We start from the raw sequence: 25,967 nt of genomic DNA on the forward strand, positions 1-25,967 counted from the left end.
AAAGGTAGTGGCATTTTGGTTTTTCTGTCATCCACTGATGCTAATCTCTGCGCGTTCGTCCGCCTTCTGCGACGTAACGTCGCGCTTTAAATGGAGCTTTATTCAACAAAACGGTCACGCCCTGCGTGCAAGGCCGAAGGAGAGAGCGCCTGACGAACACATACTAATAACTGGGGGAAACACTAATGAGCACTAGCACTGCGGCGGGTATTGCTGCCGCGCAGCCTGCGTTCCTGTCCAAGGAGCGCATCATCGCCAAGCCCGGGTTCAACCGCTGGCTGGTTCCACCGGCCGCTCTGGCCATCCACCTGTGTATCGGCATGGCCTACGGCTTCTCGGTGTTCTGGTTGCCGCTGTCCAAGGCGCTGGGGATCAGCGCGCCGGTGGCCTGTGCGCCGGATATGAGCTTTATCGCTCAGGTCTTCTCGTCTCAGTGCGACTGGCCGATCTCCATGCTGGGCTGGATCTACACCCTGTTCTTCATCTTCCTGGGCTGCTCGGCGGCGATCTGGGGCGGCTGGCTGGAACATGCCGGGCCACGCAAGGCGGGCGTCGTCTCGGCGCTGTGCTGGTGTGGCGGCCTGCTGATTTCGGCGCTGGGGATTTATACCCACCAGATCTGGCTGATGTGGGTCGGCTCCGGCGTCATTGGCGGTATCGGCCTGGGCCTGGGTTATATCTCGCCCGTGTCGACCCTGATCAAGTGGTTCCCGGACAAGCGCGGCATGGCCACCGGCATGGCGATCATGGGCTTCGGCGGCGGCGCGATGGTGGGGGCTCCCCTGGCGGCAGCGCTGATGGGGCACTTCGCTTCGCCGACCAGCGTCGGCGTGTGGCAGAGCTTTCTGGTGATGGCGGCGATTTACTTCGTGTTCATGATCGGTGGCGCGCTGTCCTACCGCGTTCCGCCGACCGGCTGGAAGCCTGAGGGCTGGACCGCGCCGGTGAAAAAAGCCAGCAATGCGATGATCACCCATCGTCACGTTCACGTGAACGTCGCCTGGAAAACCCCGCAATTCCGTCTGGTCTGGCTGGTGCTGTGCCTGAACGTATCGGCCGGTATCGGCATCCTCGGCATGGCTTCGCCGCTGCTGCAGGAAGTGTTTGGCGGCAAATTGCTGGGTGTGGACGTGCCGTTTGGCCAACTGAATGCCGGGCAACTGGCCTCGATCGCGGCGATCGCGGCGGGCTTTACCGGGCTGTTGAGCCTGTTCAACATCGGTGGCCGGTTCTTCTGGGCGTCGTTCTCCGATTACCTGGGCCGTAAAAACACCTACTTCGTGTTCTTCGCCCTGGGCTTTGCCCTATATGCGCTGATCCCGAACCTCGGGCACCTGGGCAACGTGGCGCTGTTCGTGGCGGCGTTCTGCATCATCCTGTCGATGTACGGCGGCGGTTTTGCGACGGTTCCGGCTTACCTGGCCGACCTGTTCGGCACCCAGATGGTCGGCGCGATCCATGGCCGCCTGCTGACCGCCTGGGCTGCGGCGGGCGTGCTGGGCCCGGTGTTGGTGAACTACCTGCGTGAATATCAGTTGAGCATCGGCGTCGAACGCGCCGCCGCTTACGACATCACCTTGTACATCCTCGCCGGCCTGCTGGTGCTGGGTTTCATCTGCAACCTGCTGGTGCGCCCGGTGGCCGACAAGTACTTCATGAGCGACGCCGAACTGGCCGCCGAACAGGCGCTGGGCCATGACAAGGGTGCCGATTCGAGCACCGTGCTGGAGTGGAAAGCCTCCGCCGGCAGCAAGCCGCTGGCTGTCGCGGCCTGGTTGGTGGTGGGTATTCCGTTGGCGTGGGGTGTGTGGGTGACCCTGCAAAAGACGGCGGTACTGTTCCACTAAGTTGACTGCAGGCGGGCGCACCATCCTGGAGCGCCCGCTTGTATGCACATGTCTAGCGTCGACCTTCCTCGCTTCAACTCGTCAGTCTTATCCCCTTCGATGTTTCTGTTTAGCGCCCGCGCCCCTATAATGGCTGCCTTTTTCGCCCAATGATTTTGCGGAGCTGGTGATGGCCGAACGTAAGGCGTCCGTCGAGCGCGACACTCTGGAAACCCAGATCAAAGCCTCGATCAACCTGGATGGCACCGGAAAGGCCCGATTTGATATCGGTGTACCTTTTCTTGAGCACATGCTGGACCAGATCGCCCGTCATGGGCTGATCGACCTGGATATCGTCAGCAAGGGCGACCTGCATATCGACGACCACCACACGGTGGAGGATGTCGGTATCACCCTCGGCCAGGCTTTCGCCAAGGCCATCGGCGACAAAAAAGGCATCCGTCGCTACGGCCACGCCTATGTCCCGCTGGATGAGGCGCTGTCGCGTGTGGTCATCGACTTCTCCGGTCGCCCCGGCCTGCAGATGCACGTGCCCTACACCCGCGCCACCGTGGGCGGCTTCGACGTCGACCTGTTCCAGGAATTCTTCCAGGGTTTCGTCAACCACGCCCTCGTCAGCCTGCACATCGACAACCTGCGCGGCACCAACACCCACCACCAGATCGAAACCGTGTTCAAGGCATTCGGTCGCGCGCTGCGCATGGCGGTGGAGCTGGATGAGCGCATGGCCGGGCAAATGCCATCGACCAAGGGCGTCCTGTAATGCAGACGGTCGCGGTTATCGATTACGGCATGGGCAACCTGCACTCGGTGGCCAAGGCCCTCGAGCACGTAGGGGCCGGCAAGGTGCTGATCACCAGCGATGCCACGGTGATTCGCGAGGCTGACCGCGTGGTGTTCCCAGGCGTTGGCGCGATTCGCGATTGCATGGCCGAAATCCGTCGCCTGGGCTTTGACAGCCTGGTGCGCGAGGTCAGCCAGGACCGGCCGTTCCTCGGCATTTGCGTGGGCATGCAAGCCTTGCTCGAGCGCAGTGAAGAGAACGACGGCGTCGACTGCATCGGCCTGTTTCCAGGCGAAGTGAAGTTCTTCGGCAAGGACCTGCATGAAGACGGCGAACACCTGAAAGTCCCGCACATGGGCTGGAACGAAGTGCGGCGCACCGTGGATCACCCGCTGTGGCATGAGATCCCGGACATGGCGCGCTTTTACTTCGTCCACAGCTACTACATCGCCGCCGGTAACCCGCGCCAGGTGGTGGGTGGCGGGCACTACGGCGTCGACTTCGCCGCTGCGCTGGCCGAAGGTTCGCGTTTTGCGGTGCAGTTCCACCCGGAGAAGAGCCATACCCATGGCCTGCAATTGCTGCAGAACTTCGCTGCGTGGGACGGTCGCTGGTAGATGGCCAAGAAACCGAAGCTGCCGATCCTGAACCTCACGCCCGAACAGGAACGTGAGGCTACCAACAAGATCAAGCGCTTCATGGAGGACCGTTTCGAGCTCAAGCTGGGCTCGTTCGAGGTTGCCGAGATCCTTGAGTTGTTCACCATTGAAGTTGCGCCGCACTATTACAACAGGGCGATTTTCGATACGCAGACGCTCCTTAGGGAACGGTTCGAAAGCATCGAAAGCGACCTGTGGTCGCTTGAGAAACCCTGATTTCCCAAGCATTGCTGAATATCGAATAAGGTTTGCCAGATGCTGATTATCCCCGCTATCGATCTCAAGGACGGCGCTTGCGTGCGTCTGCGCCAGGGCCGCATGGAAGATTCCACGGTGTTTTCCGACGACCCGGTGAGCATGGCTGCCAAATGGGTGGACGGTGGTTGCCGTCGCCTGCATCTGGTGGACCTGAACGGCGCCTTCGAAGGCCAGCCGGTCAATGGCGAAGTGGTGACTGCGATCGCTAAGCGCTACCCGAACCTGCCGATCCAGATCGGCGGCGGTATCCGCTCCCTGGAAACCATCGAACACTACGTCAAGGCCGGCGTAAGCTACGTGATCATCGGCACCAAGGCCGTGAAAGACCCGGCCTTCGTCGCCGAAGCCTGCCGCGCGTTCCCGGGCAAGGTGATCGTCGGCCTGGACGCCAAGGACGGTTTCGTCGCCACCGACGGCTGGGCGGAAATCAGCACGGTGCAGGTGATCGACCTGGCCAAGCAGTTCGAAGCCGACGGCGTGTCCGCCATCGTTTACACCGACATCGCCAAAGACGGCATGATGCAGGGCTGCAACGTACCGTTCACCGCTGCGCTGGCGGCGGCGACCAGGATCCCGGTGATCGCGTCCGGTGGCATCCACAACCTGGGTGACATCAAGTCGCTGCTGGATGCCCGGGCCCCTGGAATCATCGGCGCGATCACCGGCCGCGCAATCTACGAAGGCACCCTGGACGTCGCCGAAGCCCAGGCTTACTGCGATGCCTACAACGGCTGAGGACTGACCATGGCGCTGGCCAAACGCATCATCCCTTGCCTGGACGTCGACAACGGTCGCGTGGTCAAGGGCGTCAAGTTCGAGAACATCCGTGACGCCGGCGACCCGGTGGAAATCGCCCGTCGCTACGATGAGCAAGGTGCCGACGAGATTACCTTTCTCGACATCACCGCCAGCGTCGACGGCCGCGACACCACGCTGCATACCGTCGAGCGCATGGCCAGCCAGGTGTTCATCCCGCTGACCGTGGGCGGTGGCGTTCGCACCGTGCAAGACATCCGCAACCTGCTCAATGCCGGCGCGGACAAGGTCTCGATCAACACCGCCGCAGTGTTCAACCCGGAGTTCGTCGGCGAAGCCGCACAGCACTTCGGCTCGCAGTGCATCGTGGTGGCCATCGACGCCAAGAAAGTCTCCGGCCCCGGCGAACCGCCGCGCTGGGAGATCTTCACCCACGGCGGGCGCAAGCCGACCGGCCTGGACGCGGTGGAGTGGGCGATGAAGATGGAAGGCCTGGGCGCCGGTGAAATCCTGCTGACCAGCATGGACCAGGATGGCATGAAAAACGGCTTCGACCTCGGCGTGACCCGTGCCATCAGCGATGCGCTGGGCATTCCGGTGATCGCGTCCGGCGGCGTCGGCAACCTGCAGCACCTGGCCGACGGCGTGATCGAAGGCCACGCCAGCGCCGTGTTGGCGGCGAGTATTTTCCACTTCGGCGAATACACCGTCCCCGAGGCCAAGGCGTACATGGCCGCGCGCGGTATCGTGGTGCGCTAAACGCTGCTGGACACCATGGCAAGTGCGCGGCACTCTCTGCGCTTGCCATGGATTCCGGTAACTTTCATGCTCAAAGACCTGTTGCTCGCGCTCGCCAGTACCTCCGTGCTCATGATCGGAGTGGCCCAAGCCGAAGAATCGTCTGACGCCTCCCTGGTGTTGCTGACGGAAAACTTCCCGCCCTACAACATGGCGAAAAACGGCAAGAACTTCGCCAAGGACGAGAATGTCGAAGGCATCGCCGTGGACATCATGCGCGAAACCTTCAAGCGTGCTGGCATTTCCTACAGCCTCACTCTGCGTTTTCCTTGGGAGCGGATCTACAAACTCGCCCTGGAAAACCCCGGCTACGGCGTGTTCGTGATGGCCCGCCTGCCGGAGCGCGAAGCGCTGTTCAAATGGGTCGGCCCTATCGGCCCGGATGACTGGGTGATGCTGGCCAAGGCCGACAGCAAAATCCAGCTCGACGAGCTGGCGCAGGCGCGGCGCTACAAGATTGGCGCGTACAAGGGCGACGCGATTGCCGAGACCCTGGAGAAGCAGGGCCTCAAGCCAGTGCTGGTGCTGCGTGACCAGGACAACGCGCAAAAGCTGCTGGATGACCAGATCGACCTGTGGGCCACCGGCGACCCGGCCGGCCGCTACCTGGCGCGCCAGGTCGGTGTGACCGGGCTCAAGACCATCCTTCGCTTCAACAGTGCCCAGTTGTACCTGGCGCTGAACAAGGATGTGCCGGACGAAACGGTGGCCAAGCTGCAGGCGGCGTTGGATCAGTTGCGCGAGGAAGGCCTGCTCGACCAGATGATGGCGCGCTATTTGTAGCGATAGGTGCCGTTCTTGCCGTGCCCTGCCATCGCCTGATTGCTGCGCACGCTGATCATCAGTTTGATATCAATCCAGTCCACGCCCTGGGCCTTGAGCTTGGGCAGCTCGCGTTCGAGCACCGCCAGGGTTTGTGGATACGGATGGCCGATCATCACGACTGAGCCCTGTTTATGGGCCAGTTTGATGGCGCTCTGCAATTGCGTGGTGATCGCGGCTTCGGTGCGTTCGTCGTCGAGGAACACATCCCGCGAGACGCTGGCCAGGCCGATCTTCTGCGCTTCGGCGGCGCCGACGGTCTGCGCGCTGGTGCGGCTGTCGACAAAGAACTTGTGGCGCCGTTGCAACTCGCCCATCAGCCAGGCCATGGCTTCGGGCTGGGCAGTCATGCGGCTGCCCATGTGGTTGTTGATGCCGGCGGTGTAGGGCACGGCCTTGAACGCAGCGTCCAGGCGCTTGCCGAGCTCTTCGATAGGCAACTCGGGGTGCCAGGCGAACGGGCCGGTGGCCGGGTCCATGGGCATGTGCAGGATCACGATCTTGCCGGCCTTGTGCGCTTCGCGGGCGAATTCGGCGGCGTGGGGCGTGTCGGGCATGATCGCCGTGGTCACCGGGCCGGGCAGGGCCAGCACACGGCGATCCCGGGGCAGGTTTTGCCCCAGGTCGTCGATGATCAGGGTCAGGTAGGCTTTGTGCGGTTCGCTGGCCGGGGTCGCGTGGGCGACCCCGGCCAGGCTGCACAGTGCAGCGATGATCAGGGCAACGCGCATATCAACGGCTGCGCGTGATGCTCAAGCCCTTGAGCAGGCTCAACGCCTGGGCCAGTTGGTAGTCATCGTCCTGCGGCATCGGCTTGGCCTTGGCACTGCTGCCGGTCGGTTGGTCGGCGCCGCCGTTGCCATTGCCGAGGTGGCCTTGCAGGTCGGCTTCCTTGTAGTACTCGCTGTCGACCTCGTTGGTGATCTTGGCCTTGCGCACTTCGATGTCCGGCACGATGCCCTGGGCCTGGATCGAGCGGCCGTTTGGCGTGTAGTACAGCGCGGTGGTGATTTTCAGGGCGCGCTCGTTGTTCAGCGGCAACACGGTTTGCACCGAGCCTTTGCCGAAACTGGTGGTGCCCATCAGCACACCGCGCTTCTGGTCTTGCAGGGCGCCGGCGACGATCTCCGAGGCCGAGGCGCTGCCGCCGTTGATCAGCACGGCCAGCGGCACGTTTTCGCTGAGGTCGTTGCCGGTGGCCGAGAAGCGCAGTTCGGAGTTGGCGATACGGCCCTTGGTGTAGACGATCAGGCCTTTGGTGATGAAGTGGTCGACCACTTCCACCGCCGACTGCAGCACGCCACCGGGGTTGTTGCGCAGGTCGAGCACGATGCCGTTGAGCTTCTTGCCGTTGTCTTTGCGCAGCTTGGCCAGGGCCTTGGCCACTTCGTCGCCGGTCTTGACCTGGAACTGGGTGATGCGGATGTAGCCGTAGCCCGACTCCAGCAACTGGCTCTTCACGCTCTTGACCGTGATGGTCGCGCGGGCCAGGGTCACGTCGAACGGCGCGCCGCCGTCGCGCACCAGGGTCAGGGTGATTTTCTGGCCGATCTTGCCGCGCATCTTGTCGACGGCTTCAGTCATGGTCTGGCCACGGGTCGGCTGGCCGTTGATCTTGACGATCAGGTCGCCAGCCTGGATGCCGGCCTTGGACGCCGGGGTATCGTCGATCGGCGAGACCACTTTGATCTGGCCGTCTTCGGCGCCGACTTCAATGCCCAGGCCACCGAACTCACCGCTGGTGCTTTCCTGCAGCTCGGCGAAATCTTCCGGGCCGAGGTAGGCGGAGTGCGGGTCGAGGTTGCTGAGCATGCCCTTGATGGCATTTTCCAGCAGGGTCTTGTCGTCCACGGGTTCGACATAGGCTGCCTTGATCCGGTCCATGACCTCGGCAAAGGTGCGCAACTCGTCCAGCGGCAACGGCGCCTTGGTGGTCGCGGCCATGCCGGCGGGTGCAGCCGGTGCGGCCTGGTCGGCGAAAGCCAGAGGCGCGCCGATCACCAGGGCGATCGTCAGGGCCAGCGAAGTGAGGCGGGACAAATGCAGCATGTCGAACGAACTCCTAATGTAGATGCGACCCTATCCTTGGGTGCGGCACCATTGTGCAGGATCGCTCGGGCGGCCCTGCTGACGAATAGCGAAGTACAGCGCCGGGGTGTCCTGGCCGCCACTGTTACCGACAGTGGAGATGGATTCCCCGGCTTTTACCACATCACCTGCCGACTTGAGTAAAGTCTGATTGTGGCCATAAAGACTCAAATAGCCATTACCGTGGTCGAGAATCACCAATAAACCGGCGCCCCGCAGCCAATCGGCAAACACCACGCGACCGCCGTGGACGGCGTGGACCTGGCTGCCGGCGGCCGCGCTGATCATCACCCCATCCCACTTGGCGCGGGTGTCATCGCCGCGGGTTTCCCCAAAGCGTGCCAGCAGTCGACCATCAACCGGCCACGGAAGTTTGCCGCGCGCGGAAGCAAAAGGCCCGCCGAAGGATTCGCCCGCGCTGGAAACCAGCGGCCCGGGCGCTGCGTGCGCCGGTTTGCGCGGTGCCGGGGCGTCGCTCGTGGCTGCCAGTTCGGCCTCACGCTGGCGCTTTTTTTCCGCTTCCTGCTGGGCGATCAGCGCTTTCTGTCGCGCTTCTTCGGCCTCGCGTGCCTGGCGAGCCAGGGTTTCTTCGATGGTTTTCAACACTTTGCCGAGGTCGGCCTGGTCCTGCTCGCGGGCTTGTAGCTTGGCGTCGCGGGCCTTTACGTCGTCATTGAGCTTGGCCAGGGCCAACTGGCGTTCCTTGCGCACCTTGTCGAGCTGGTCGCGCTGGCTGTCGAGGCTGCTTTTCTGGTCGAGCAGTTGCGATTGCTGGTCGGCGATTTCCTGTTCGACGTTGGCCAGTTGGCGCAGGGTCTCGTTGAAGCCCTTCAGTTGGGCAAGGCGTGCCTTGCTCAGGTAATCGTAGTAGGTCAGGGTGCGTGCGAATTTTTCCGGGTTCTGCTGGTTGAGCAGCAGCTTGAGGTACTCCTGGCGGCCACTCTGGTAGGCGGCGCGGGCCTGGATCGCGATCAGGCGTTGCTGTTCAACGCGGGCGCTCTGGAGTTTTTTTTTCTCAGCGTCGAGTCGCTCCAGTTCCGACTCGCTCTTCTTTAATTCTTTTTGTAGCTCCTGGACCTGCTTCTCCAGCTTGCCCATCTCGGTTTCCGTGCCGCGCAGGTCTTTCTGCACCCCGGATTTCTCTTCCTGGAGCTTGCCGAGCAGTTTTTTCAGCTCGGTGATGTCCTGACGCGTAGCGTCCAACTGTTGTTGGGTTTGCGCGCGCTCATCGGCAAATGCCGGTTGGAGCAGGCAGACGAGAGCGAGGGTAATCAAGGCGCGAAGCATAGAGGCGGGCGACACCAGGGAAAGGGACGGCCTAGTATGCCCGGCAAGCGCTGCAAAAAAAACGCCCAATTCGGGCTTCTGGGCAAGATAGGTGCCGAGCGGCAGTGGTATGGCGAAAAGACATCTACCCAACACCACGAGTCCAATGTGGGAGGGGGCTTGCCCCCGATTGCGGTGTGTCAGCTGAATAGGTGTTGGCTGATCCACTGCTATCGGGGGCAAGCCCCCTCCCACATTGGTTCTGCGGTGTGGTTTAGATCAGACCAGAATCGAGGTGCCGGTCATCTCTTTGGGCTTCTCCAACCCCATCAACATCAGCATGGTCGGCGCCACATCGGCCAGCACGCCGCCTTTGCGCACTTTCAGGTCGCGCTTGCCGACGTAGATGAACGGCACCGGCTCGGTGGTGTGGGCGGTGTGGGCTTGCCCGGTGGATTCGTCGGACATTTGCTCGCAGTTGCCATGGTCGGCGGTGATCAGCGCTTCGCCGCCGACTTTTTCCAGGGCGTCGACGATGCGGCCTACGCACAGGTCCAGGCATTCCACGGCCTTGATCGCGGCGGCCAGGTTGCCGCTGTGGCCGACCATGTCGCCGTTGGCGTAGTTGACCACGATCACGTCATAACGCTGGTGTTCGATGGCGTCGACGATCTTGTCGGTGACTTGCGGCGCGCTCATTTCCGGTTGCAGGTCGTAGGTCGCGACTTTCGGCGACGGGATCAGGATGCGCTCTTCGCCCGGGAACGGTTCTTCGCGGCCGCCGGAGAAGAAGAAGGTCACGTGGGCGTACTTCTCGGTTTCGGCGATGCGCAGTTGGGTCTTGCCGTTTTTCGCCAGGTAGTCGCCCAGCACGTTTTCCAGGCTGCCGGGGGCAAAAGCCGACGGGGCCGGGATGTTGGCGGCGTATTGGGTGAGCATCACGAACTCGATTTTCGGCTGGCGCGCGCGTTCGAAGTCCTTGAAGCCTGGGTCGACGAACACATGGCTCAGCTCGCGGGCACGGTCGGCGCGGAAGTTCATGAACACCACGGCGTCGCCGTCTTCCACTTTCACCGGCTCGCCGATGGTGGTGGCCTTGACGAACTCATCGCTCTCGCCACGCGCGTAGGCGGCTTCCAGGCCTTCCTGGGCGGTGGCGGCGTTGAATTCGGCCTGGCCGTCGACGATCAGGTTGTAGGCCTGGGACACGCGGTCCCAGCGGTTGTCGCGGTCCATCGCGAAATAGCGACCGACCAGGCTGGCGATGCGGCCCTTGCCGAGGGCGGCGAAGGTGGCGTCCAGCAGTTCGATCGACGATTGCGCGCTTTTCGGCGGCGTGTCGCGGCCGTCGAGGAAGGCGTGCAGGTAGATCTTGTCGGCGCCGCGCTTGAAGGCCAGTTCGGCCATGGCCACGAGGTGGTCCTGGTGGCTGTGTACGCCGCCATCGGACAGCAGGCCCATGAAGTGCACGGCCTTGCCGGCAGCGACGGCTTTATCGACGGCTGCGCAGATGGTCGGGTTCTCGAAGAACTCGCCGTCGCGGATCGCTTTGGTCACGCGGGTGAAGTCCTGATAGACCACTCGTCCGGCGCCGAGGTTCATGTGGCCGACTTCCGAGTTGCCCATTTGGCCGTCCGGCAGGCCCACATCCATGCCCGAACCGGAGATCAGCCCGTTGGGCAAAGTGGCGGTCAGACGGTCCAGCACCGGCTTGTTGGCCGAGTACACGGCGTTGTCGTGGTGGCTTTCACTGTGTCCGAAGCCATCGAGAATTATCAGGACCAAAGGTTTAGGCGTCGTAGTCATAGATCCTCTCGCGGCGGTAATTGATGAAGGGGATTGAAAAGGGAGTGGCAGTTTAAAGCGAAGTTCCGACCACGTCACCGCTTTACGGGGGTTGGCCCCCCCTGACGGCTGTGTATACTTACCGCCATTTTAACGCCCTGGAACCTCCTTGATGGTTGATCACCTGATTGCATTTGCCACTGCCCACTACCTGCTCGCGGGTGCCTTCGTCATCCTGCTGGCGCTGCTGATCGCTCATGAAATGAGCCGCGGTGGCCGCAGCCTGAGCACGTCGGAGCTGACCGCGCTGGTCAACAAGGATGAGGCCGTTGTCGTGGATATCCGTCCGGCCAAGGATTTTGCCGCCGGTCATATCGTTGGCGCCCTGAACATTCCCCAGGACAAGCTGATCGCGCGCCTGGCCGAGCTGGAAAAGCACAAGGCCAAGACCATCATCCTGGTCGACGCCCAAGGCCAGCATTCCGGCACCCACGCCCGCGAAATGCTCAAGACCGGCTTTACCGCCGCCAAACTGTCTGGTGGTATCAGCAGCTGGCGCGCCGACAACCTGCCGCTGGTGAAGTGATATGAGCCAGGTTGTCGTGTATTCCAGCGATTGGTGCCCTTACTGCATGCGGGCCAAGGCCTTGCTGGAGAAAAAGGGTGTTGCCTTCGAAGAGATCAAGGTCGACGGCAAACCCCAGGTGCGCGCCGAAATGGCCCAGAAGGCGGGACGCACGTCCGTGCCGCAGATCTGGATCGGCGCCAAGCACGTCGGTGGATGCGATGACCTGTTTGCCCTTGAGCGCGCCGGCAAGCTGGACGCGCTGCTTCACGTCTGACTCCTAAACCCTAAAAGACCCAAGATCAAGAAGGATCTGCGATGACTGACCAACAGAACACCGAAGCAGCAGAAGCCCAAGGCCCACAGTTTTCGCTGCAGCGCATCTATGTGCGTGACCTGTCGTTCGAAGCGCCGAAAAGCCCGGCCATCTTCCGTCAGGAGTGGACCCCAAGCGTCGGGCTGGACCTGAACACCCGTCAAAAAGCCCTGGAAGGCGACTTCCACGAAGTCGTGCTGACCCTCTCGGTCACCGTCAAGAACGGCGAAGAAGTGGCCTTCATCGCTGAAGTGCAACAGGCCGGTATCTTCCTGATCCAGGGCCTGGACGAAGCGTCCATGAGCCACACCCTGGGCGCGTTCTGCCCGAACATCCTGTTCCCGTATGCCCGCGAGACCCTGGACAGCCTGGTCACCCGTGGCTCGTTCCCGGCGCTGATGCTGGCTCCGGTGAACTTCGATGCCCTGTACGCGCAAGAGCTGCAGCGCATGCAACAGGAAGGTTCGTCGACGGTTCAATAAGTCGATGCGCTAAAAATGTGGGAGGGGGCTTGCCCCCGATTGCGGTGTGTCAGCTGAATAGGTGTTGGCTGACCCACTGCTATCGGGGGCAAGCCCCCTCCCACATTTGTTATGTGTGTTATTTGAAGCCGAGTTGGCGCCAGCCTTCGTAGACGGCGACGGCGACGGTGTTCGATAAGTTCAGGCTGCGGCAACCTTCGCGCATCGGCAAACGCAGGCGATGGCCGTCGGGCAGGGCGTCGAGCACCTCGGCCGGCAGGCCACGGCTTTCCGGGCCGAACAGGAAGGCGTCGCCGTCGGCGAAGCTGGCGTCATGGAACGGCCGCGAGCCCTTGGTGGTGAACGCGAACAGCCGAGGGTGGCCGAGGCTTTCCAGGCAGCTGGCGAGGTCGGCGTGGCGTTGCAGGGTGGCATACTCGTGGTAGTCCAGCCCGGCGCGGCGCAGGCGCTTGTCGTCCATGTCGAAGCCCAGCGGCTCGATCAAATGCAGGTGGCAGCCACTGTTGGCGCACAGCCTGATAACGTTGCCGGTATTCGGCGGAATTTCTGGTTGAAAAAGGATGACGTGAAACATGCACGGCTCCGAAGGCAAAGATGCGCTGCATTCTACCCTCGAAGAAGACCCCAGGCCGAAGCTATTGCCAAGGGTTTTGGGCTCTTTGGCGATTGTCGGCCTGATGGTGGGCCTGATGATCGGGCGCCTGACCGCCCCGGACCCGGTCGAATTGCTGCAGGTGACGCCGGCGGCCAACGGTGTGGTGGTGTGGTTCAACAGCGAACCCAAGCTGCATGGCGAGCATATCGACGGCACCGTGGCGCTGTTGTTCGACGCGCAGGGCAAGGCCGCCAGCGGGCAGCTCAAGGTCAATGACAAGGATGTGAACTGGCGCGTGCGCAAGACCGATGGCGGCCTGTTGCTCAACCTGGTGGCGGCGCGGCCGTTGCGTGGGGAATGGTCGGGAGAGGAAGCTGAAGGCCGCTGGCGGCTGGAGATCCATCTCCAAGAGCAATAAAAGAGGGAGTTCCCGGCCTGCCTGTACCAGGGCTCCCAAAACGGGATGAAGCCATCCGGCTTCGTGTTAAAGAGGGAATCCCCGGCCTGCCTGTACCGAGGTTCCCGAAAGCGGTGTGGAGCGCGACGCGGTTCGCATCAAGCACCCCGGGTGTAAAGAGGGGATTCTCGGCCTGCCTGTACCAAGGTCCCCGAAACTGGGTTGTATCAGGGTTATTGCAGGGCGCGTGCCACACTGGCCAAGTTGCTCGAAAAAAACGCTCCAGACAGCGAAAAGCCCCGGAATACGGGGCTTTGGCGTTTTCGGTTGTCTGATTTCAGGCGGCGGTGCGAAGGTTTGAGGTGTTGGCGCCGTGCCCGATGCCGGTTCATGGTGCATTGAAGCGGTGCATGGTCGCCAAACCTTATGCAGATCCAAATGTGGGAGGGGGCTTGCCCCCGATTGCGGTGGATCAGTCATGTAGATGCCGACTGACATGCCGCTATCGGGGGCAAGCCCCCTCCCACATTCGATCTTCAGTGGGGCTGAGATTCAGCCCTCGTCACCGTCGTCATCATCCGCGCCATCGACCTTCATCCCCAGTTCCTTGATCTTGCGCGTCAGGGTATTGCGGCCCCAACCCAGCAGCACGGCGGCATCGCGACGGCGGCCGGCGGTGTGCTTGAGGGCGGTTTCGATCATGATCCGTTCGAAGGCCGGCACGGCGCTGTCCAGCAGGTTCGACTGGCCGCGTGCCAGGGCCTGGTCGGCCCATTGACGCAGCGCCTGTTCCCAGTTGGTCACGGGGGCCGAATCCTGCGGCAGGCTGAGCAGCTCCGGCGGCAGGTCGCTGATATGCACTTCGCGCCCGGACGCCATGACCGTGATCCAGCGGCAGGTGTTCTCCAGTTGGCGCACGTTGCCGGGCCACGGCAGGTTCTTCAGGTATTCCTCGGTCTCGCTTTTCAGCAGCTTCGGCTCGACGGCCAGCTCCTGGGCGGCGCGGCTGAGGAAGTGGCGCGCGAGGGTCGGGATGTCTTCGCGACGGTCCGACATGCGCGGGATGTGGATGCGGATCACGTTGAGGCGGTGGAACAAGTCCTCACGGAACTTGCCCGCATGCACCAGGGTTTCCAGGTTCTGGTGAGTCGCGGCGATGATACGCACGTCAACCTTGACCGGCGTATGCCCGCCCACACGGTAGAACTCGCCGTCCGCCAGCACGCGCAGCAAGCGGGTCTGGGTATCGGCCGGCATGTCGCCGATTTCATCGAGGAACAGCGTGCCGCCGTCCGCCTGTTCAAACCGCCCGCGCCGCAGGTTGGCCGCGCCGGTGAAGGCGCCTTTCTCGTGGCCGAACAGCTCGGACTCCATCAAGTCCTTCGGAATCGCCGCCATGTTCAGCGCGATGAACGGCGACGCCGCGCGCGGGCTGTGGCGGTGCAGGGCGTGGGCCACCAGTTCTTTACCGGTGCCCGACTCGCCGTTGATCAGCACGGTGATGTTGGAGTGGCTCAAGCGCCCGATGGCGCGAAACACTTCCTGCATCGCCGGCGCTTCACCGATGATTTCCGGGGTGCGGGTCAGGGCAGGCGGGGCTTCCTGGTTCTGCTGTTCCTGGGCGTGCTGGTTGGCGCGCTTGACCAGCGCCACCGCTTCGTCCACGTCGAACGGCTTGGGCAGGTACTCAAAGGCACCGCCCTGGTAGGACGCGACAGCGCTGTCCAGGTCCGAGTGCGCGGTCATGATGATCACCGGCAGGCGCGGGTGCTGCTCGCGAATCCGCGCCAGCAGGTCCAGGCCGCTGGCACCGGGCATGCGGATGTCGGAGATGATCACGTCGGGCTGCTGGCGCGCCAGGCGGCTCATCACCCCGTCAGCGCTGTCGAAGCTCTGGGTGGTCATGCCTTCCTGTTGCAGGGCTTTCTCGAGGACCCAGCGGATAGAACGGTCGTCATCGACGATCCAGACAGTTTCACTACGGCTCATGTCGATGGGGCTCCTTGTTCCAGAGGCAGAAAGATCGAGAACGTGGTGTGGCCAGGATGGCTCTCACATTCGATCAGACCCTGGTGCTGGCTGATGATGTTCTGGGTAATGGCCAGGCCCAGCCCGGTACCGTCCGGGCGGCCGCTGACCATGGGGAAGAAAATGGTTTCCTGCAGTTCTGCTGGAATGCCCGGGCCGTTGTCGGTGATTTCGACTTTGGTCACCAGACGATGGCGCACGTGGCCGATGGTGAACTGGCGCAAGGCGCGGGTGCGCAGGCTGATGCGGCCCAGGCGCAGCTCGTTCTGGCTGCTGATGGCCTGCATGGCGTTGCGCACGATGTTGAGCACCGCCTGGATCATCTGCTCGCGGTCGATCAACACGTCGGGAATGCTTGGGTCATAGTCGCGCACCAAGGTAATGCAGCCTTGGCTTTCGGCCTCGACCAACTGGCAGACACGCTCCAGCACCTCATGCACGTTGGTCATCGCCAGCGACGGCAGCTTGTTGGAGCCGAGCATGCGGTCCACCAGATTACGCAGGCGGTCGGCCTCTTCGATGATGACGTTGGTGTAGTCCTTGAGGTGCTCGTCCGGCAGCTCACGAGCCAGCAACTGCGCCGCGCCGCGAATCCCGCCCAACGGGTTCTTGATCTCGTGGGCCAGGCCGCGCACCAGCATCTTGCTGGTTTCCTGCTTGGACAACTGCGCTTCTTCCTTGGTGATGCGCAGCAGGCGGTCACGCGGGTGGACTTCGAGCAGCAGCAGGGTGCTGCCGTTGCTCAGGATCGGGGTCACGGCGTAGTCGACGGTCAGGGTCTGGCCGGTCAGGGCGGTGAGCATCGCTTCGCGCTTGGTGAACGGATGTGCCTGCTCCACTGCCTGGCGCAACGAGCTCAAGGCTTCGGCCGACTCGGTGAACAACTCGCTGATGAACTGCCCATGGCTGCGCTGCCCGCTGATGGCCAGGAGCATCTCCGCCGCCGGGTTCATGTACTCAAGGCGCAGGTCGTCATTGAGCAGGATGGTCGCGGTGGTCAGGTTGTCGAGTAACAAACGGTGCAGTGCATCGCTGATGGTCATCAGGACCTCTTTTGGAGCAAGGCGCGGGCTTGAGGCACACGCTGATACAAGGAAAATGCAAAAACCAAACCAAGGCTCCGAAAAGAAGCGTTTAAGCCCTGAAATAAGGGTTTAAGGCTCGAAACTGTGGCGTTCTGCCAGCTTCATCGGGAAGTTTCGAACCAAAATGGGCTGGGTCGGTGGGAAGGGTGCAAGCTGTCGCACCAATATAGTGCGATTTTGTGACGATTGTTCAGGAAGCGCGAATTCACACAAATCAAATGTGGGAGGGGGATTGCCTCCTCCCACATTTTTGGATCGGGTTTACCGTTTTAGTTTTTGTAGATACACAGCTCGGCGGTCGCGCGGATCATCGCCAACTGCTGCATCGGCTCATTGAGCGGCTCATGCACGGCTTCGGCCAGCCATTGCGGGCACTGTGGGTCGGTGCGCTGCGGGCTGAAGTCGGCCAATTGCTGCAGCAGGCGTTTTTGCAGTTGGTCCAGTTGCGGGCGAATCTGCTTGACCAGGTCCGGGCGCGGATCGTCGGGGGCCTTGCCCTGGAACTGCCAGTCGGAAAGATGGGCGTACTGCACCAGTTTGTTCGCTTCGATCTGTGCCGAGAAGAACTGCCCGGCGGCGGCAGGGTCCAGCTTGTAGCTCGGGGCCTGGGCGACGACGCTGGCGATCACCTCTTGCTCGCGCTTCTTGTCTTCTACGGGCTTGTGGCTGTCCCACTTGCTCAGGGCGACCTGGTCGGCGATCGCCAGGCGCTCGGCGATGCTGTTGAGTAAAGGTTCGAGGCTGGGCGGCGCAGCGCTCGCACTGGCACTGACGAATAACAGAGCGAACACAAGTCGACGTTTCAATGCTGATCTCCTTGTGGGAGGGGGCAAGCTCCCTCCCACCTTTTTGATTGGGTTTGCAGGTGCGGAGCTGTGTAATCCCCGGGCAAAAAAAGACCTCCCGAAGGAGGTCTTTTTCGATCACGCCACGTTAAGCGACGCTACCGGATCAGCAGCTGTAGTACAGCTCGTATTCCAGTGGGTGTACGAAGGTGCGGACTTTGATTTCTTCTTCGCTTTTCAGCTCGATGTAGGCATCGATGAAGTCGTCGCTGAATACGCCGCCTTTGGTCAGGAACGCACGGCCCTTGTCCAGCTCTTCCAGGGCTTCTTTCAGGCTGCCGCACACTTGTGGGATCTCTTTGGCCTCTTCAGGCGGCAGGTCGTACAAGTTTTTGTCGGCGGCGTCGCCTGGGTGGATCTTGTTCTGGATGCCGTCCAGGCCAGCCATCAGCAGTGCAGCGAAGCCCAGGTACGGGTTGGCTGCCGGGTCCGGGAAGCGGGCTTCGATACGGCGAGCGCGCGGGCTGGACACGTAAGGAATACGGATCGATGCGGAGCGGTTACGAGCCGAGTAGGCCAGCATTACCGGTGCTTCGAAACCTGGGACCAGACGCTTGTAGGAGTTGGTCGACGGGTTGGTGAAGCCGTTCAGGGCCTTACCGTGCTTGATGATACCGCCGATGAAGTACAGGGCGGTGTCGGACAGGCCGGCATAACCTTCGCCAGCGAAGGTGTTCTTGCCATCTTTAGCGATGGACAGGTGAACGTGCATACCCGAACCGTTATCGCCGTACAGAGGCTTAGGCATGAAGGTTGCGGTACGGCCGTAGGCATCAGCCACGTTGTGTACGCAGTACTTCAGGGTCTGGACTTCGTCAGCCTTGGCAACCAGGGTGTTGAACTTCACACCGATTTCGTTCTGGCCGGCAGTCGCCACTTCGTGGTGGTGTACTTCGATGACCAGGCCCATTTCTTCCATGGCGTTGCACATGGAGGTACGGATTTCGTGGTCGTGGTCGAATGGCGGAACTGGGAAGTAGCCACCTTTGATACCTGGACGGTGGCCTTTGTTGCCGCCTTCTACGTCCTGGTCGGACATCCACGAACCTTGTTCGGAGAAAATCTTGAACATGGAACCGGAGATGTCGGACTTGAACTTGACCGAATCAAAGATGAAGAATTCTGGCTCTGGGCCTACGAATACGGTGTCGCCGATACCGGTCGACTTCAGGTATTCCTCGGCACGCTTGGCGATCGCACGTGGGTCGCGGTCGTAGCCTTGCATGGTCGAAGGCTCGATCACGTCGCAGACGATGATCAGGGTTGGGTCTTCGGTGAACGGGTCCAGCACGGCAGTGCTGTCGTCCGGCATCAGGATCATGTCGGAAGCTTCGATGCCTTTCCAACCGGCAATGGAGGAACCGTCGAACATTTTGCCTTCTTCGAAGAACGCGTCATCCAGCGCGTCGCGAGCCGGCATGGTCACGTGGTGCTGAGTGCCTTTTGTGTCCGTGAAGCGCAGATCAATCCACTTAACGTCATGATCTTTGATGAGTTGAACCGACTTCGACATGGTGTCCTCCGGGGTGGCTTCGGGCTGGGTAGTGGAGTTAGCCCTTAGAATGTGGGTGATGCCGGCGCGGATAGTCCGCCATGGCAACCTGCCTCACAAGAGAGCAAATTGCATGCCAGTGCGCCAACATGGCCTTTTTGCGTCAAAATGGCCCCTATAACAGTGCAAACCGCCGAAATGGAATAAATAACGCACTGCAATGTGGCGCGCATTTGCATAAGTGACCTGTTTTGGTGCGTTGCGCCGTTGATGCATATTAACTGGTTAAACCTTGAGCGATTTCCGCTATAATCCGCGCCCCCCTTTTTCGGCAGGCCCTGCGCGCGCTGTTTCCATGAAATTAATCGTTAAAGTCTTCCCCGAGATCACCATCAAAAGCCGACCGGTACGGATGCGTTTCATCCGTCAGTTGGCCAAGAACATCCGTGCCGTGCTCCGCGATCTGGACCCGGCTGTGGTGGTGAACGGTGTGTGGGACAATCTCGAGCTGGAAACCCGTGTCACCGACGCCAAGGCCTTGAAGGATATGACCGAGCGCCTGAGCTGCATGCCGGGCATCGCGCATTTCCTGCAGGTCGACGAGTACCCGCTGGGCGACTTCGACGACATCACCGAAAAGTGCAAACAGCACTTCGGCAGCGAGCTTGAAGGCAAGATTTTTTCGGTGCGCTGCAAGCGTGCCGGCAAGCACCCGTTCAGCTCCATGGATGTGGAAAAATACGTCGGCAGCAAGCTGCGTCGCGAGTGCGGCGCAGCCGGAATTTCCCTCAAGGCGCCGCAAATTGAAGTGCGGATGGAAATTCGCGACCAACGGTTGTTTGTGATCCACAGCCAGCACAATAGCATTGGTGGCTACCCGCTCGGCGCCCTGGAACAGACCCTGGTCTTGATGTCCGGCGGTTTCGATTCCACGGTGGCGGCCTACCAGATCATGCGCCGCGGCCTGATGAGCCACTTCTGCTTCTTCAACCTGGGCGGGCGTGCCCACGAATTGGGCGTGATGGAAGTCGCGCACTATATCTGGAAGAAGTACGGCAGCTCCCAACGCGTGCTGTTTGTCAGCGTGCCGTTCGAGGAAGTACTGGGCGAAATTCTCGGCAAAGTCGATAACAGTCATATGGGCGTAGTATTGAAGCGTATGATGTTGCGCGCAGCGTCCCGAATTGCCGATCAACTGCAGATCGACGCGCTGGTGACCGGCGAAGCGATTTCCCAGGTATCCAGCCAGACGCTGCCGAACCTGTCGCTCATCGATTGCGTGACCGAGAAGCTGGTGCTGCGCCCACTGATCGCCAGCCATAAGCAGGACATCATCGACCTGGCAGAACAGATCGGCACCGCTGACTTTGCCAAGCACATGCCTGAATATTGCGGGGTCATTTCGGTGAACCCCAAGACCCACGCCAAGCGCAACCGCGTGGAGTATGAAGAACAACAGTTTGATATGGCGGTTCTGGAGCGTGCGCTCGAGAACGCCAAACTGGTCCCGATCGATCGTGTCATCGACGAGTTGGGCCAGGATGTGCAGATCGAAGAAGTCAGCGAAGCCCTGGCCGGTCAGATCATCATCGACATCCGTCACCCGGATGCCGCTGAAGACGAGCCGCTGGAAATCGCTGGCATCGACGTACAAACGCTGCCGTTCTATGCATTGAACGCGCGTTTCAAGGAACTGGATAACAGCCGTCAGTACCTGCTGTATTGCGACAAAGGCGTGATGAGTCGCCTGCATGCCCACCATTTGCTCAGTGAGGGGCATGCCAATGTGCGCGTTTATCGACCGAGCTAAGAGCCCGGGGCTGTTTGCCTGTGGCCTGCGTCACCGGCCCCCCGACTCTGCCGTCAAGCTGTAACGGCAAGGCCTGACTCTACTGTTAATCGCTGCCACGACCTGTCAGCACACCGAATCCTCTGATCGAGATACACAAGTGATCGAAAATCTACGTAACATCGCCATCATTGCTCACGTTGACCATGGTAAAACCACCCTGGTAGACAAACTCTTGCGTCAATCCGGCACCCTGGAGCGCAACGAGCTCAACGACGAGCGCGTGATGGACTCCAACGACCAGGAAAAAGAGCGCGGTATTACCATCCTGGCTAAAAACACCGCTATCAACTGGAACGGCTACCACATCAACATCGTGGATACCCCGGGCCACGCCGACTTCGGCGGCGAAGTAGAACGCGTAATGTCGATGGTCGACTCCGTTCTGCTGCTGGTTGACGCTCAAGACGGCCCTATGCCGCAAACCCGTTTCGTGACCAAGAAGGCGTTCGAAGCCGGCCTGCGTCCGATCGTGTGCATCAACAAGGTTGACCGTCCAGGCGCGCGTCCGGATTGGGTTCTGGACCAGATCTTCGATCTGTTCGACAACCTGGGTGCTACCGAAGAACAACTGGACTTCCAGGTTATCTACGCTTCGGCCCTGAACGGTATCGCCGGTCTGGATCACACCGCCATGGCGGAAGACATGACCCCGCTGTACCAGGCCATCGTTGACCACGTTCCACCACCGAAGGTTGACCGTGACGGTCCGTTCCAGATGCAAATCTCGGCACTGGACTACAACAGCTTCCTGGGTGTTATCGGCGTTGGCCGTATCGCTCGTGGTAGCGTCAAGCCGAACACTCCGGTTGTCGCTATCGGCGCCGACGGCAAGAAGCGCAACGGTCGTATCCTGAAGCTGATGGGTCACCACGGCCTGCACCGCATCGACGTTGAAGAAGCGTTCGCCGGCGATATCGTGTGCGTCAGCGGTATGGACTCGCTGTTCATCTCCGACACCCTGTGCCAGCCGGACACTGTCGAGGCGATGAAGCCTCTGACCGTCGACGAGCCAACCGTTTCCATGACCTTCCAGGTAAACGACTCGCCTTTCTGCGGTAAAGAAGGCAAGTTCGTGACCTCCCGTAACATCAAGGAACGTCTGGACAAAGAGCTGCTCTACAACGTGGCACTGCGCGTTGAAGAAGGCGACTCGGCTGACAAGTTCAAGGTTTCCGGCCGTGGTGAGCTGCACCTCTCGGTACTGATCGAAACCATGCGTCGCGAAGGCTTCGAAATGGGCGTTGGTCGTCCTGAAGTGATCATCCGTACTGTTGACGGCGTGAAGCAGGAACCGTTCGAAAACGTCACCATCGACACCCCTGAAGAATCCCAGGGCAAGGTCATGGAAGAGATGGGCCTGCGTAAGGGCGACCTGACCAACATGGTGCCGGATGGCAAAGGCCGTGTGCGTCTGGAATACAACATCCCTGCGCGTGGTCTGATCGGTTTCCGTAACCAGTTCCTGACCCTGACCAACGGTGCTGGCATCCTGACCTCGATCTTCGATCGCTACGACACCATGAAGTCCGGCGACATGTCCGGCCGTCAGAACGGTGTTCTGGTTTCGGTTGAAACCGGCAAGGCGCTGACCTACTCCCTGGAAACCCTCCAGGCGCGTGGCAAGCTGTTCGTTGAACACGGTCAAGAGATCTACAACGGTCAGATCGTTGGTCTGAACAGCCGTGACAACGACATGGGCGTCAACCCAACCAAAGGCAAGAAGCTCGACAACATGCGTGCTTCGGGTAAAGACGAAACCATCGCTCTGGTTCCACCTGTTCGCTTCACCCTGGAACAGGCCCTGGAATTCATCCAGGACGACGAGCTGTGCGAAGTCACGCCTAAGTCGATCCGCCTGCGTAAGAAGATCCTGGACGAAGGCGAGCGTACCCGCGCTGCCAAGAAAGCCAAGAACTGAGTTAACTCAGGCTGAATGAAAAACGCCCCCGGTCGAAAGGCCGGGGGCGTTTTTTTATGTCTGCAGGTTTTGTGCTGAAGGTGCCGGCCCTATCGGGGGCAAGCCCCCTCCCACATTTTGAAGGCGTTCACAAATCAAAACTGTGGGAGGGGGCTTGCCCCCGATAGGGCCCTTGAGAGCCCTGCAAAACATGGATCAGAACTTATCGAGCGTCTTGAAATTGGTCTCGCGCACCACTTCCTTGGGCTTGTACGCGCAATACCCCGGCCGCGGGCCGATTTTCGGGTGGTTGCGGCAGGTATCCGGGCGCTTGTCATAAATAGTGCAGAAGCGCGTCTTACGATCCAGGTACAGGCAGTCGTTGTTGCTCATGCGCTGCAGGGTGAAGATCTCGGATTTGCTGTTGTAGCGCTCGACGATGCCTTCCTTCTGCAAACGCTTGGCGATGTTCTTCGGCGGGTCGCCGCGCTCGAATTCATCGACGATGCCAATGCGGATCAAGTCTTTGATCTTCACTTCGACCGGCAGCGTGCAGCAGCTGGACACGCAGCCTCCGCACATGTGGGCGGAATATTTCTGCCAGGTCTCGAGACGGTCGAGTTCCGCGGCGGCGATCAGTTGAGGCTTCATCAGGGTTCCAAGGTGGGGCGGTATCCGGGCGCGCGATCATACCGGGATTGATGGTTTTTTGAACAATATTTTCGGGTTTTCAGCTCGAAGGCGGCTCGAACAGTGATCGGGCACGACCCCTGCATTAAATTCATGCAAAGGTGAATGAGTTAAAAAACTGCCGAACCAGCGCGTCGACCGCCGGTCAGACCGACTAGGCTCTAGCAACTCCTTCAATCTCGCCCGAGGTCACACCGATGTCTCAGGAACCGCTTGCACGAGAAGCAGAGGTAGCCGCATTTCGCGATGCTGTCTTGACCAAACTCACCTACGCGGTGGGCAAAGACCCGGATCACGCCTTCGACCATGACTGGTTCGAAGCCATTGCCCTGGCCGCCCGCGACCAGATGGTCGATCACTGGATGAACCATACGCGGCAAATCTACCGCAAAGGCCAGAAGCGGGTGTATTACCTCTCGCTGGAATTCCTCATCGGCCGCCTGCTCTTCGACAGCCTGAGCAACCTCGGCCTGCTGGAGATCGCTCGCGAAGCGCTCACCGAGTTGGGTGTCGACCTGGAACGCATCCGCCTGCTGGAGCCCGACGCAGCGCTCGGCAACGGCGGTCTGGGACGCCTGGCGGCGTGCTTTATGGAAAGCATGTCGACCCTGGGCATTGCCGGCCATGGTTATGGCATCCGCTATGAGCACGGGCTGTTCCGCCAGGCGATTGTCGATGGCTGGCAGCAGGAGCAGACCGAGCGCTGGCTGGATTTCGGCAACCCGTGGGAGTTCGAACGGGCTGAAGTGATCTACTCGATCGGCTTCGGCGGCAGCGTCGAAACCCTCGCCGATGCCGGCGGCAAGCTGATTCAGGTGTGGTCGCCCAGCGAAACCGTGCGGGCCGTGGCCTACGACACCCCGGTGGTCGGCTGGCGCGGCGCCAGCGTCAACACCCTGCGGCTGTGGCGTGCGCGCGCCGTGGAAGACCTGCACCTGGAGCGCTTCAACGCCGGCGACCATTTGGGCGCCGTCGCCGAAGTGGCCCGCGCCGAAAGCATCTCCCGAGTGCTTTACCCGGCCGACAGCACCGAAGCGGGGCAGGAACTGCGCCTGCGCCAGGAATACTTCTTCGTCTCGGCCTCGCTGCAAGACCTGCTGCGCCGCCACAAGAACATGCACGGCTCGGTGCTGAGCCTGGGCGAACATGCCGCCATTCAGCTCAACGACACGCACCCGTCCATCGCGGTCGCCGAGTTGATGCGGCAACTGGTGGACCTGCACGATATTCCCTGGGAAGCGGCGTGGGACGTCACCGTCGAAACCCTGTCGTACACCAACCACACACTGCTGCCCGAAGCCCTGGAAACCTGGCCGGTCGGCCTGATGGAACGCATGCTGCCCCGGCACATGCAGATCATCTACCTGATCAACGCGCAGCACATCGACTCGCTGCGCGCCAAGGGCATCCACGATTTCGACGTGCTGCGCGCCGTGTCGCTGATCGAAGAAGACAACGGCCGCCGCGTGCGGATGGGTAACCTGGCGTTCCTCGGCTCCCATAGCGTCAACGGCGTATCCGGCCTGCACACCCAACTGATGCGCAGCACGGTGTTTTCCGAACTGCACAAGCTGTACCCGGAGCGCATCAACAACAAAACCAACGGCATCACCTTCCGCCGCTGGCTGTACCAGGCCAACCCCCAACTCACCGGCATGCTCGTCGACGCGCTGGGCGCGGACATCCTCGACAAGCCCGAACAGCGCCTGATCGAACTCGAACCGTTTGCCGAGAAGCAGGCCTTCCGCAAGGCCTTTGCCGAACAACGCCTGCACAGCAAGCGCGCGCTGGCCGAGATCATCCATGAGCGTCTGGGTATTGCGGTCAACCCGGCGGCGATGTTCGACGTGCAGGTCAAGCGCATCCACGAGTACAAGCGCCAGTTACTCAACCTGCTGCACACCGTGGCGCTGTACCAGGCGATCCGTGCCGAGCCCGAGACCGACTGGGTGCCGCGAGTGAAGATCTTCGCCGGCAAGGCGGCGGCGAGCTATCACCAGGCCAAGCTGATCATCAAGCTGACCAACGACATCGCCCGTACCGTCAACAACGACCCCACCGTGCGCGGCTTGCTCAAGGTGGTGTTCCTGCCCAACTACAACGTCAGCCTGGCGGAAAGCATCATCCCGGCGGCGGACTTGTCGGAGCAGATTTCCACCGCCGGCTTTGAAGCATCGGGCACCAGCAACATGAAGTTCGGCCTTAACGGCGCGCTGTCCATCGGCACCATGGACGGCGCCAACGTCGAGATGCACGAGCGCGTGGGCGGCGAACACATGTTTATCTTCGGCCTCAGCGCCCAGCAGGTGGAGGCCCGCAAGCACGCCGGTGAATTCCACGCCGGGCCGGACATCGCCGCGTCCCATCGTTTGAGCGATGTGTTGCAAGCGATTCGCGGCGGGGTGTTCTCGCCGGACGATCCGGGCCGTTATGTGGGCTTGATCGATGGGCTGATCGAGTACGACCGCTTCCTGGTGTGTGCCGACTTCGATGCCTACTGGGAGGCGCAGACCCGGGTCGACGCGCATTGGCATGATTCCAAGGAATGGTGGCGTTCGGCGGTGCTCAATACCGCGCGGATGGGCTGGTTCTCTTCGGACCGCACCATCCGCGAATACGCCACCGAGATCTGGAAAGCGCTCGACTAAACCCCCCAAAAC

The 25,967-nt window shown here is 61.2% G+C and carries 24 protein-coding genes; 14 read left to right on the forward strand and 10 right to left on the reverse strand.

Annotation, left to right across the window (positions count from 1 at the left end; all coding sequences use genetic code 11):
* The first annotated feature begins 185 nt into the window (after positions 1-185).
* The 7 genes from JN756_RS01615 (at position 186) to JN756_RS01645 (ending at position 5,885) form a co-directional block, all read left to right on the forward strand.
* Positions 186-1,847: an OFA family MFS transporter gene (locus JN756_RS01615; protein WP_057003609.1), complete on the forward strand. Its 1,662-nt coding sequence runs from the start codon at positions 186-188 to the stop codon at positions 1,845-1,847.
* Positions 1,848-2,016: 169 nt separating this feature from the next.
* Positions 2,017-2,610, forward strand: a complete 594-nt coding sequence (gene hisB / locus JN756_RS01620) for an imidazoleglycerol-phosphate dehydratase HisB (protein WP_017849940.1) — start codon at positions 2,017-2,019, stop codon at positions 2,608-2,610.
* Positions 2,610-3,248 carry an imidazole glycerol phosphate synthase subunit HisH gene (gene hisH / locus JN756_RS01625; RefSeq protein ID WP_017849939.1) on the forward strand — a complete coding sequence of 213 codons (639 nt, stop codon included), beginning with the start codon at positions 2,610-2,612 and terminating at the stop codon, positions 3,246-3,248. The genes hisB and hisH overlap by 1 nt, the downstream gene beginning before the upstream one ends.
* Entirely contained in the window at positions 3,249-3,506 is a 258-nt protein-coding gene (locus JN756_RS01630; RefSeq protein ID WP_017849938.1) for a DUF2164 domain-containing protein, read from the forward strand.
* Positions 3,507-3,545: 39 nt separating this feature from the next.
* Positions 3,546-4,283 carry a 1-(5-phosphoribosyl)-5-[(5-phosphoribosylamino)methylideneamino]imidazole-4-carboxamide isomerase gene (hisA, locus tag JN756_RS01635; RefSeq protein WP_017849937.1) on the forward strand — a complete coding sequence of 246 codons (738 nt, stop codon included), beginning with the start codon at positions 3,546-3,548 and terminating at the stop codon, positions 4,281-4,283.
* Between the two features lie 9 nt (positions 4,284-4,292).
* Positions 4,293-5,063, forward strand: coding sequence for an imidazole glycerol phosphate synthase subunit HisF (gene hisF / locus JN756_RS01640; RefSeq protein WP_010563131.1), 771 nt, complete (start codon positions 4,293-4,295; stop codon positions 5,061-5,063).
* A gap of 66 nt (positions 5,064-5,129) precedes the next feature.
* Positions 5,130-5,885 (forward strand): substrate-binding periplasmic protein, encoded by a 756-nt coding sequence (locus tag JN756_RS01645; protein WP_046385004.1) that lies wholly within the window; start codon positions 5,130-5,132, stop codon positions 5,883-5,885.
* Here JN756_RS01645 and JN756_RS01650 read toward each other — a convergent pair.
* The 4 genes from JN756_RS01650 to gpmI form a co-directional block, all read right to left on the reverse strand.
* Entirely contained in the window at positions 5,876-6,655 is a 780-nt protein-coding gene (locus tag JN756_RS01650) for a divergent polysaccharide deacetylase family protein (protein WP_201021734.1), read from the reverse strand. The two genes, JN756_RS01645 and JN756_RS01650, sit on opposite strands and share 10 nt — an antisense overlap.
* Position 6,656: 1 nt before the next feature.
* The gene (locus tag JN756_RS01655; RefSeq protein ID WP_046385002.1) at positions 6,657-7,973 is read right to left on the reverse strand and encodes a S41 family peptidase; all 1,317 of its coding nucleotides are present in this window, start codon (positions 7,971-7,973) and stop codon (positions 6,657-6,659) included.
* Positions 7,974-8,003: 30 nt separating this feature from the next.
* Positions 8,004-9,299 (reverse strand): murein hydrolase activator EnvC family protein, encoded by a 1,296-nt coding sequence (locus JN756_RS01660; protein ID WP_046385001.1) that lies wholly within the window; start codon positions 9,297-9,299, stop codon positions 8,004-8,006.
* A 258-nt stretch (positions 9,300-9,557) separates the two neighbouring features.
* A complete protein-coding gene (gpmI, locus tag JN756_RS01665) occupies positions 9,558-11,084 on the reverse strand; it encodes a 2,3-bisphosphoglycerate-independent phosphoglycerate mutase (RefSeq protein WP_046385000.1) in 1,527 nt (508 codons plus the stop codon).
* 151 nt (positions 11,085-11,235) lie between these two features.
* Here gpmI and JN756_RS01670 point away from each other — a divergent pair, with 151 nt between their 5' ends.
* The 3 genes from JN756_RS01670 to secB are packed head-to-tail and all read left to right on the forward strand — an operon-like array spanning position 11,236 to position 12,426.
* The gene (locus JN756_RS01670; RefSeq protein ID WP_017849931.1) at positions 11,236-11,649 is read left to right on the forward strand and encodes a rhodanese-like domain-containing protein; all 414 of its coding nucleotides are present in this window, start codon (positions 11,236-11,238) and stop codon (positions 11,647-11,649) included.
* A gap of 1 nt (position 11,650) precedes the next feature.
* Positions 11,651-11,905 (forward strand): glutaredoxin 3, encoded by a 255-nt coding sequence (grxC, locus tag JN756_RS01675; RefSeq protein ID WP_046384999.1) that lies wholly within the window; start codon positions 11,651-11,653, stop codon positions 11,903-11,905.
* 41 nt (positions 11,906-11,946) lie between these two features.
* On the forward strand, positions 11,947-12,426 hold the full coding sequence (gene secB / locus JN756_RS01680; RefSeq protein WP_017849929.1) for a protein-export chaperone SecB: 480 nt from the start codon (positions 11,947-11,949) through the stop codon (positions 12,424-12,426).
* Between the two features lie 118 nt (positions 12,427-12,544).
* Here secB and JN756_RS01685 read toward each other — a convergent pair whose 3' ends face one another.
* Positions 12,545-13,000 carry a tRNA (cytidine(34)-2'-O)-methyltransferase gene (locus JN756_RS01685; RefSeq protein ID WP_017849928.1) on the reverse strand — a complete coding sequence of 152 codons (456 nt, stop codon included), beginning with the start codon at positions 12,998-13,000 and terminating at the stop codon, positions 12,545-12,547.
* On the opposite strand from JN756_RS01685, the gene JN756_RS01690 reads away from it, so the two are divergent.
* Positions 12,999-13,439, forward strand: a complete 441-nt coding sequence (locus JN756_RS01690; protein WP_079442662.1) for a hypothetical protein — start codon at positions 12,999-13,001, stop codon at positions 13,437-13,439. The two genes, JN756_RS01685 and JN756_RS01690, sit on opposite strands and share 2 nt — an antisense overlap.
* Positions 13,440-13,970: 531 nt before the next feature.
* On the opposite strand, the gene ntrC is transcribed toward JN756_RS01690, so the two are convergent.
* The 4 genes from ntrC to glnA all read right to left on the reverse strand — a co-directional run bounded on the left by ntrC (position 13,971) and on the right by glnA (position 18,889).
* Entirely contained in the window at positions 13,971-15,407 is a 1,437-nt protein-coding gene (gene ntrC / locus JN756_RS01695; protein ID WP_017849926.1) for a nitrogen regulation protein NR(I), read from the reverse strand.
* Positions 15,404-16,489 (reverse strand): nitrogen regulation protein NR(II), encoded by a 1,086-nt coding sequence (gene glnL, locus JN756_RS01700; protein ID WP_017849925.1) that lies wholly within the window; start codon positions 16,487-16,489, stop codon positions 15,404-15,406. The genes ntrC and glnL overlap by 4 nt, the downstream gene beginning before the upstream one ends.
* Positions 16,490-16,800: 311 nt before the next feature.
* The gene (locus JN756_RS01705) at positions 16,801-17,337 is read right to left on the reverse strand and encodes a chorismate mutase (RefSeq protein ID WP_017849924.1); all 537 of its coding nucleotides are present in this window, start codon (positions 17,335-17,337) and stop codon (positions 16,801-16,803) included.
* A 145-nt stretch (positions 17,338-17,482) separates the two neighbouring features.
* Positions 17,483-18,889 carry a glutamate--ammonia ligase gene (glnA, locus tag JN756_RS01710; protein ID WP_017849923.1) on the reverse strand — a complete coding sequence of 469 codons (1,407 nt, stop codon included), beginning with the start codon at positions 18,887-18,889 and terminating at the stop codon, positions 17,483-17,485.
* Positions 18,890-19,223: 334 nt separating this feature from the next.
* Here glnA and thiI point away from each other — a divergent pair, with 334 nt between their 5' ends.
* Together thiI and typA are read left to right on the forward strand one after the other, a co-directional pair.
* Positions 19,224-20,678, forward strand: coding sequence for a tRNA uracil 4-sulfurtransferase ThiI (thiI, locus tag JN756_RS01715; RefSeq protein ID WP_046384997.1), 1,455 nt, complete (start codon positions 19,224-19,226; stop codon positions 20,676-20,678).
* Positions 20,679-20,817: 139 nt separating this feature from the next.
* Positions 20,818-22,638, forward strand: a complete 1,821-nt coding sequence (gene typA, locus JN756_RS01720; RefSeq protein WP_017849921.1) for a translational GTPase TypA — start codon at positions 20,818-20,820, stop codon at positions 22,636-22,638.
* A gap of 195 nt (positions 22,639-22,833) precedes the next feature.
* On the opposite strand, the gene JN756_RS01725 is transcribed toward typA, so the two are convergent.
* Positions 22,834-23,268 (reverse strand): YkgJ family cysteine cluster protein, encoded by a 435-nt coding sequence (locus tag JN756_RS01725; protein WP_017849920.1) that lies wholly within the window; start codon positions 23,266-23,268, stop codon positions 22,834-22,836.
* A 236-nt stretch (positions 23,269-23,504) separates the two neighbouring features.
* Between JN756_RS01725 and JN756_RS01730 the strand changes: the two genes are divergently transcribed.
* On the forward strand, positions 23,505-25,955 hold the full coding sequence (locus JN756_RS01730; RefSeq protein ID WP_079442664.1) for a glycogen/starch/alpha-glucan phosphorylase: 2,451 nt from the start codon (positions 23,505-23,507) through the stop codon (positions 25,953-25,955).
* The last annotated feature ends 12 nt before the right edge of the window (positions 25,956-25,967 follow it).

The organism is Pseudomonas sp. Y39-6 (assembly GCF_023651955.1).
Classification (GTDB): Bacteria; Pseudomonadota; Gammaproteobacteria; order Pseudomonadales; family Pseudomonadaceae; genus Aquipseudomonas; species Aquipseudomonas veronii.

Coding starts and splice junctions, on each gene's coding strand:
- glnA (WP_017849923.1), bottom strand. CDS start 18,889: ATGTCGAAGTCGGTTCAACTCATCAAAGATCATGACGTTAAGTGGATT.
- JN756_RS01615 (WP_057003609.1), top strand. CDS start 186: ATGAGCACTAGCACTGCGGCGGGTATTGCTGCCGCGCAGCCTGCGTTC.
- JN756_RS01630 (WP_017849938.1), top strand. CDS start 3,249: ATGGCCAAGAAACCGAAGCTGCCGATCCTGAACCTCACGCCCGAACAG.
- hisA (WP_017849937.1), top strand. CDS start 3,546: ATGCTGATTATCCCCGCTATCGATCTCAAGGACGGCGCTTGCGTGCGT.
- JN756_RS01670 (WP_017849931.1), top strand. CDS start 11,236: ATGGTTGATCACCTGATTGCATTTGCCACTGCCCACTACCTGCTCGCG.
- hisH (WP_017849939.1), top strand. CDS start 2,610: ATGCAGACGGTCGCGGTTATCGATTACGGCATGGGCAACCTGCACTCG.
- JN756_RS01645 (WP_046385004.1), top strand. CDS start 5,130: ATGCTCAAAGACCTGTTGCTCGCGCTCGCCAGTACCTCCGTGCTCATG.
- JN756_RS01650 (WP_201021734.1), bottom strand. CDS start 6,655: ATGCGCGTTGCCCTGATCATCGCTGCACTGTGCAGCCTGGCCGGGGTC.
- ntrC (WP_017849926.1), bottom strand. CDS start 15,407: ATGAGCCGTAGTGAAACTGTCTGGATCGTCGATGACGACCGTTCTATC.
- JN756_RS01685 (WP_017849928.1), bottom strand. CDS start 13,000: ATGTTTCACGTCATCCTTTTTCAACCAGAAATTCCGCCGAATACCGGC.
- grxC (WP_046384999.1), top strand. CDS start 11,651: ATGAGCCAGGTTGTCGTGTATTCCAGCGATTGGTGCCCTTACTGCATG.
- JN756_RS01725 (WP_017849920.1), bottom strand. CDS start 23,268: ATGAAGCCTCAACTGATCGCCGCCGCGGAACTCGACCGTCTCGAGACC.
- glnL (WP_017849925.1), bottom strand. CDS start 16,489: ATGACCATCAGCGATGCACTGCACCGTTTGTTACTCGACAACCTGACC.
- thiI (WP_046384997.1), top strand. CDS start 19,224: ATGAAATTAATCGTTAAAGTCTTCCCCGAGATCACCATCAAAAGCCGA.
- JN756_RS01660 (WP_046385001.1), bottom strand. CDS start 9,299: ATGCTTCGCGCCTTGATTACCCTCGCTCTCGTCTGCCTGCTCCAACCG.
- JN756_RS01690 (WP_079442662.1), top strand. CDS start 12,999: ATGCACGGCTCCGAAGGCAAAGATGCGCTGCATTCTACCCTCGAAGAA.
- hisF (WP_010563131.1), top strand. CDS start 4,293: ATGGCGCTGGCCAAACGCATCATCCCTTGCCTGGACGTCGACAACGGT.
- JN756_RS01730 (WP_079442664.1), top strand. CDS start 23,505: ATGTCTCAGGAACCGCTTGCACGAGAAGCAGAGGTAGCCGCATTTCGC.
- secB (WP_017849929.1), top strand. CDS start 11,947: ATGACTGACCAACAGAACACCGAAGCAGCAGAAGCCCAAGGCCCACAG.
- hisB (WP_017849940.1), top strand. CDS start 2,017: ATGGCCGAACGTAAGGCGTCCGTCGAGCGCGACACTCTGGAAACCCAG.
- JN756_RS01655 (WP_046385002.1), bottom strand. CDS start 7,973: ATGCTGCATTTGTCCCGCCTCACTTCGCTGGCCCTGACGATCGCCCTG.
- gpmI (WP_046385000.1), bottom strand. CDS start 11,084: ATGACTACGACGCCTAAACCTTTGGTCCTGATAATTCTCGATGGCTTC.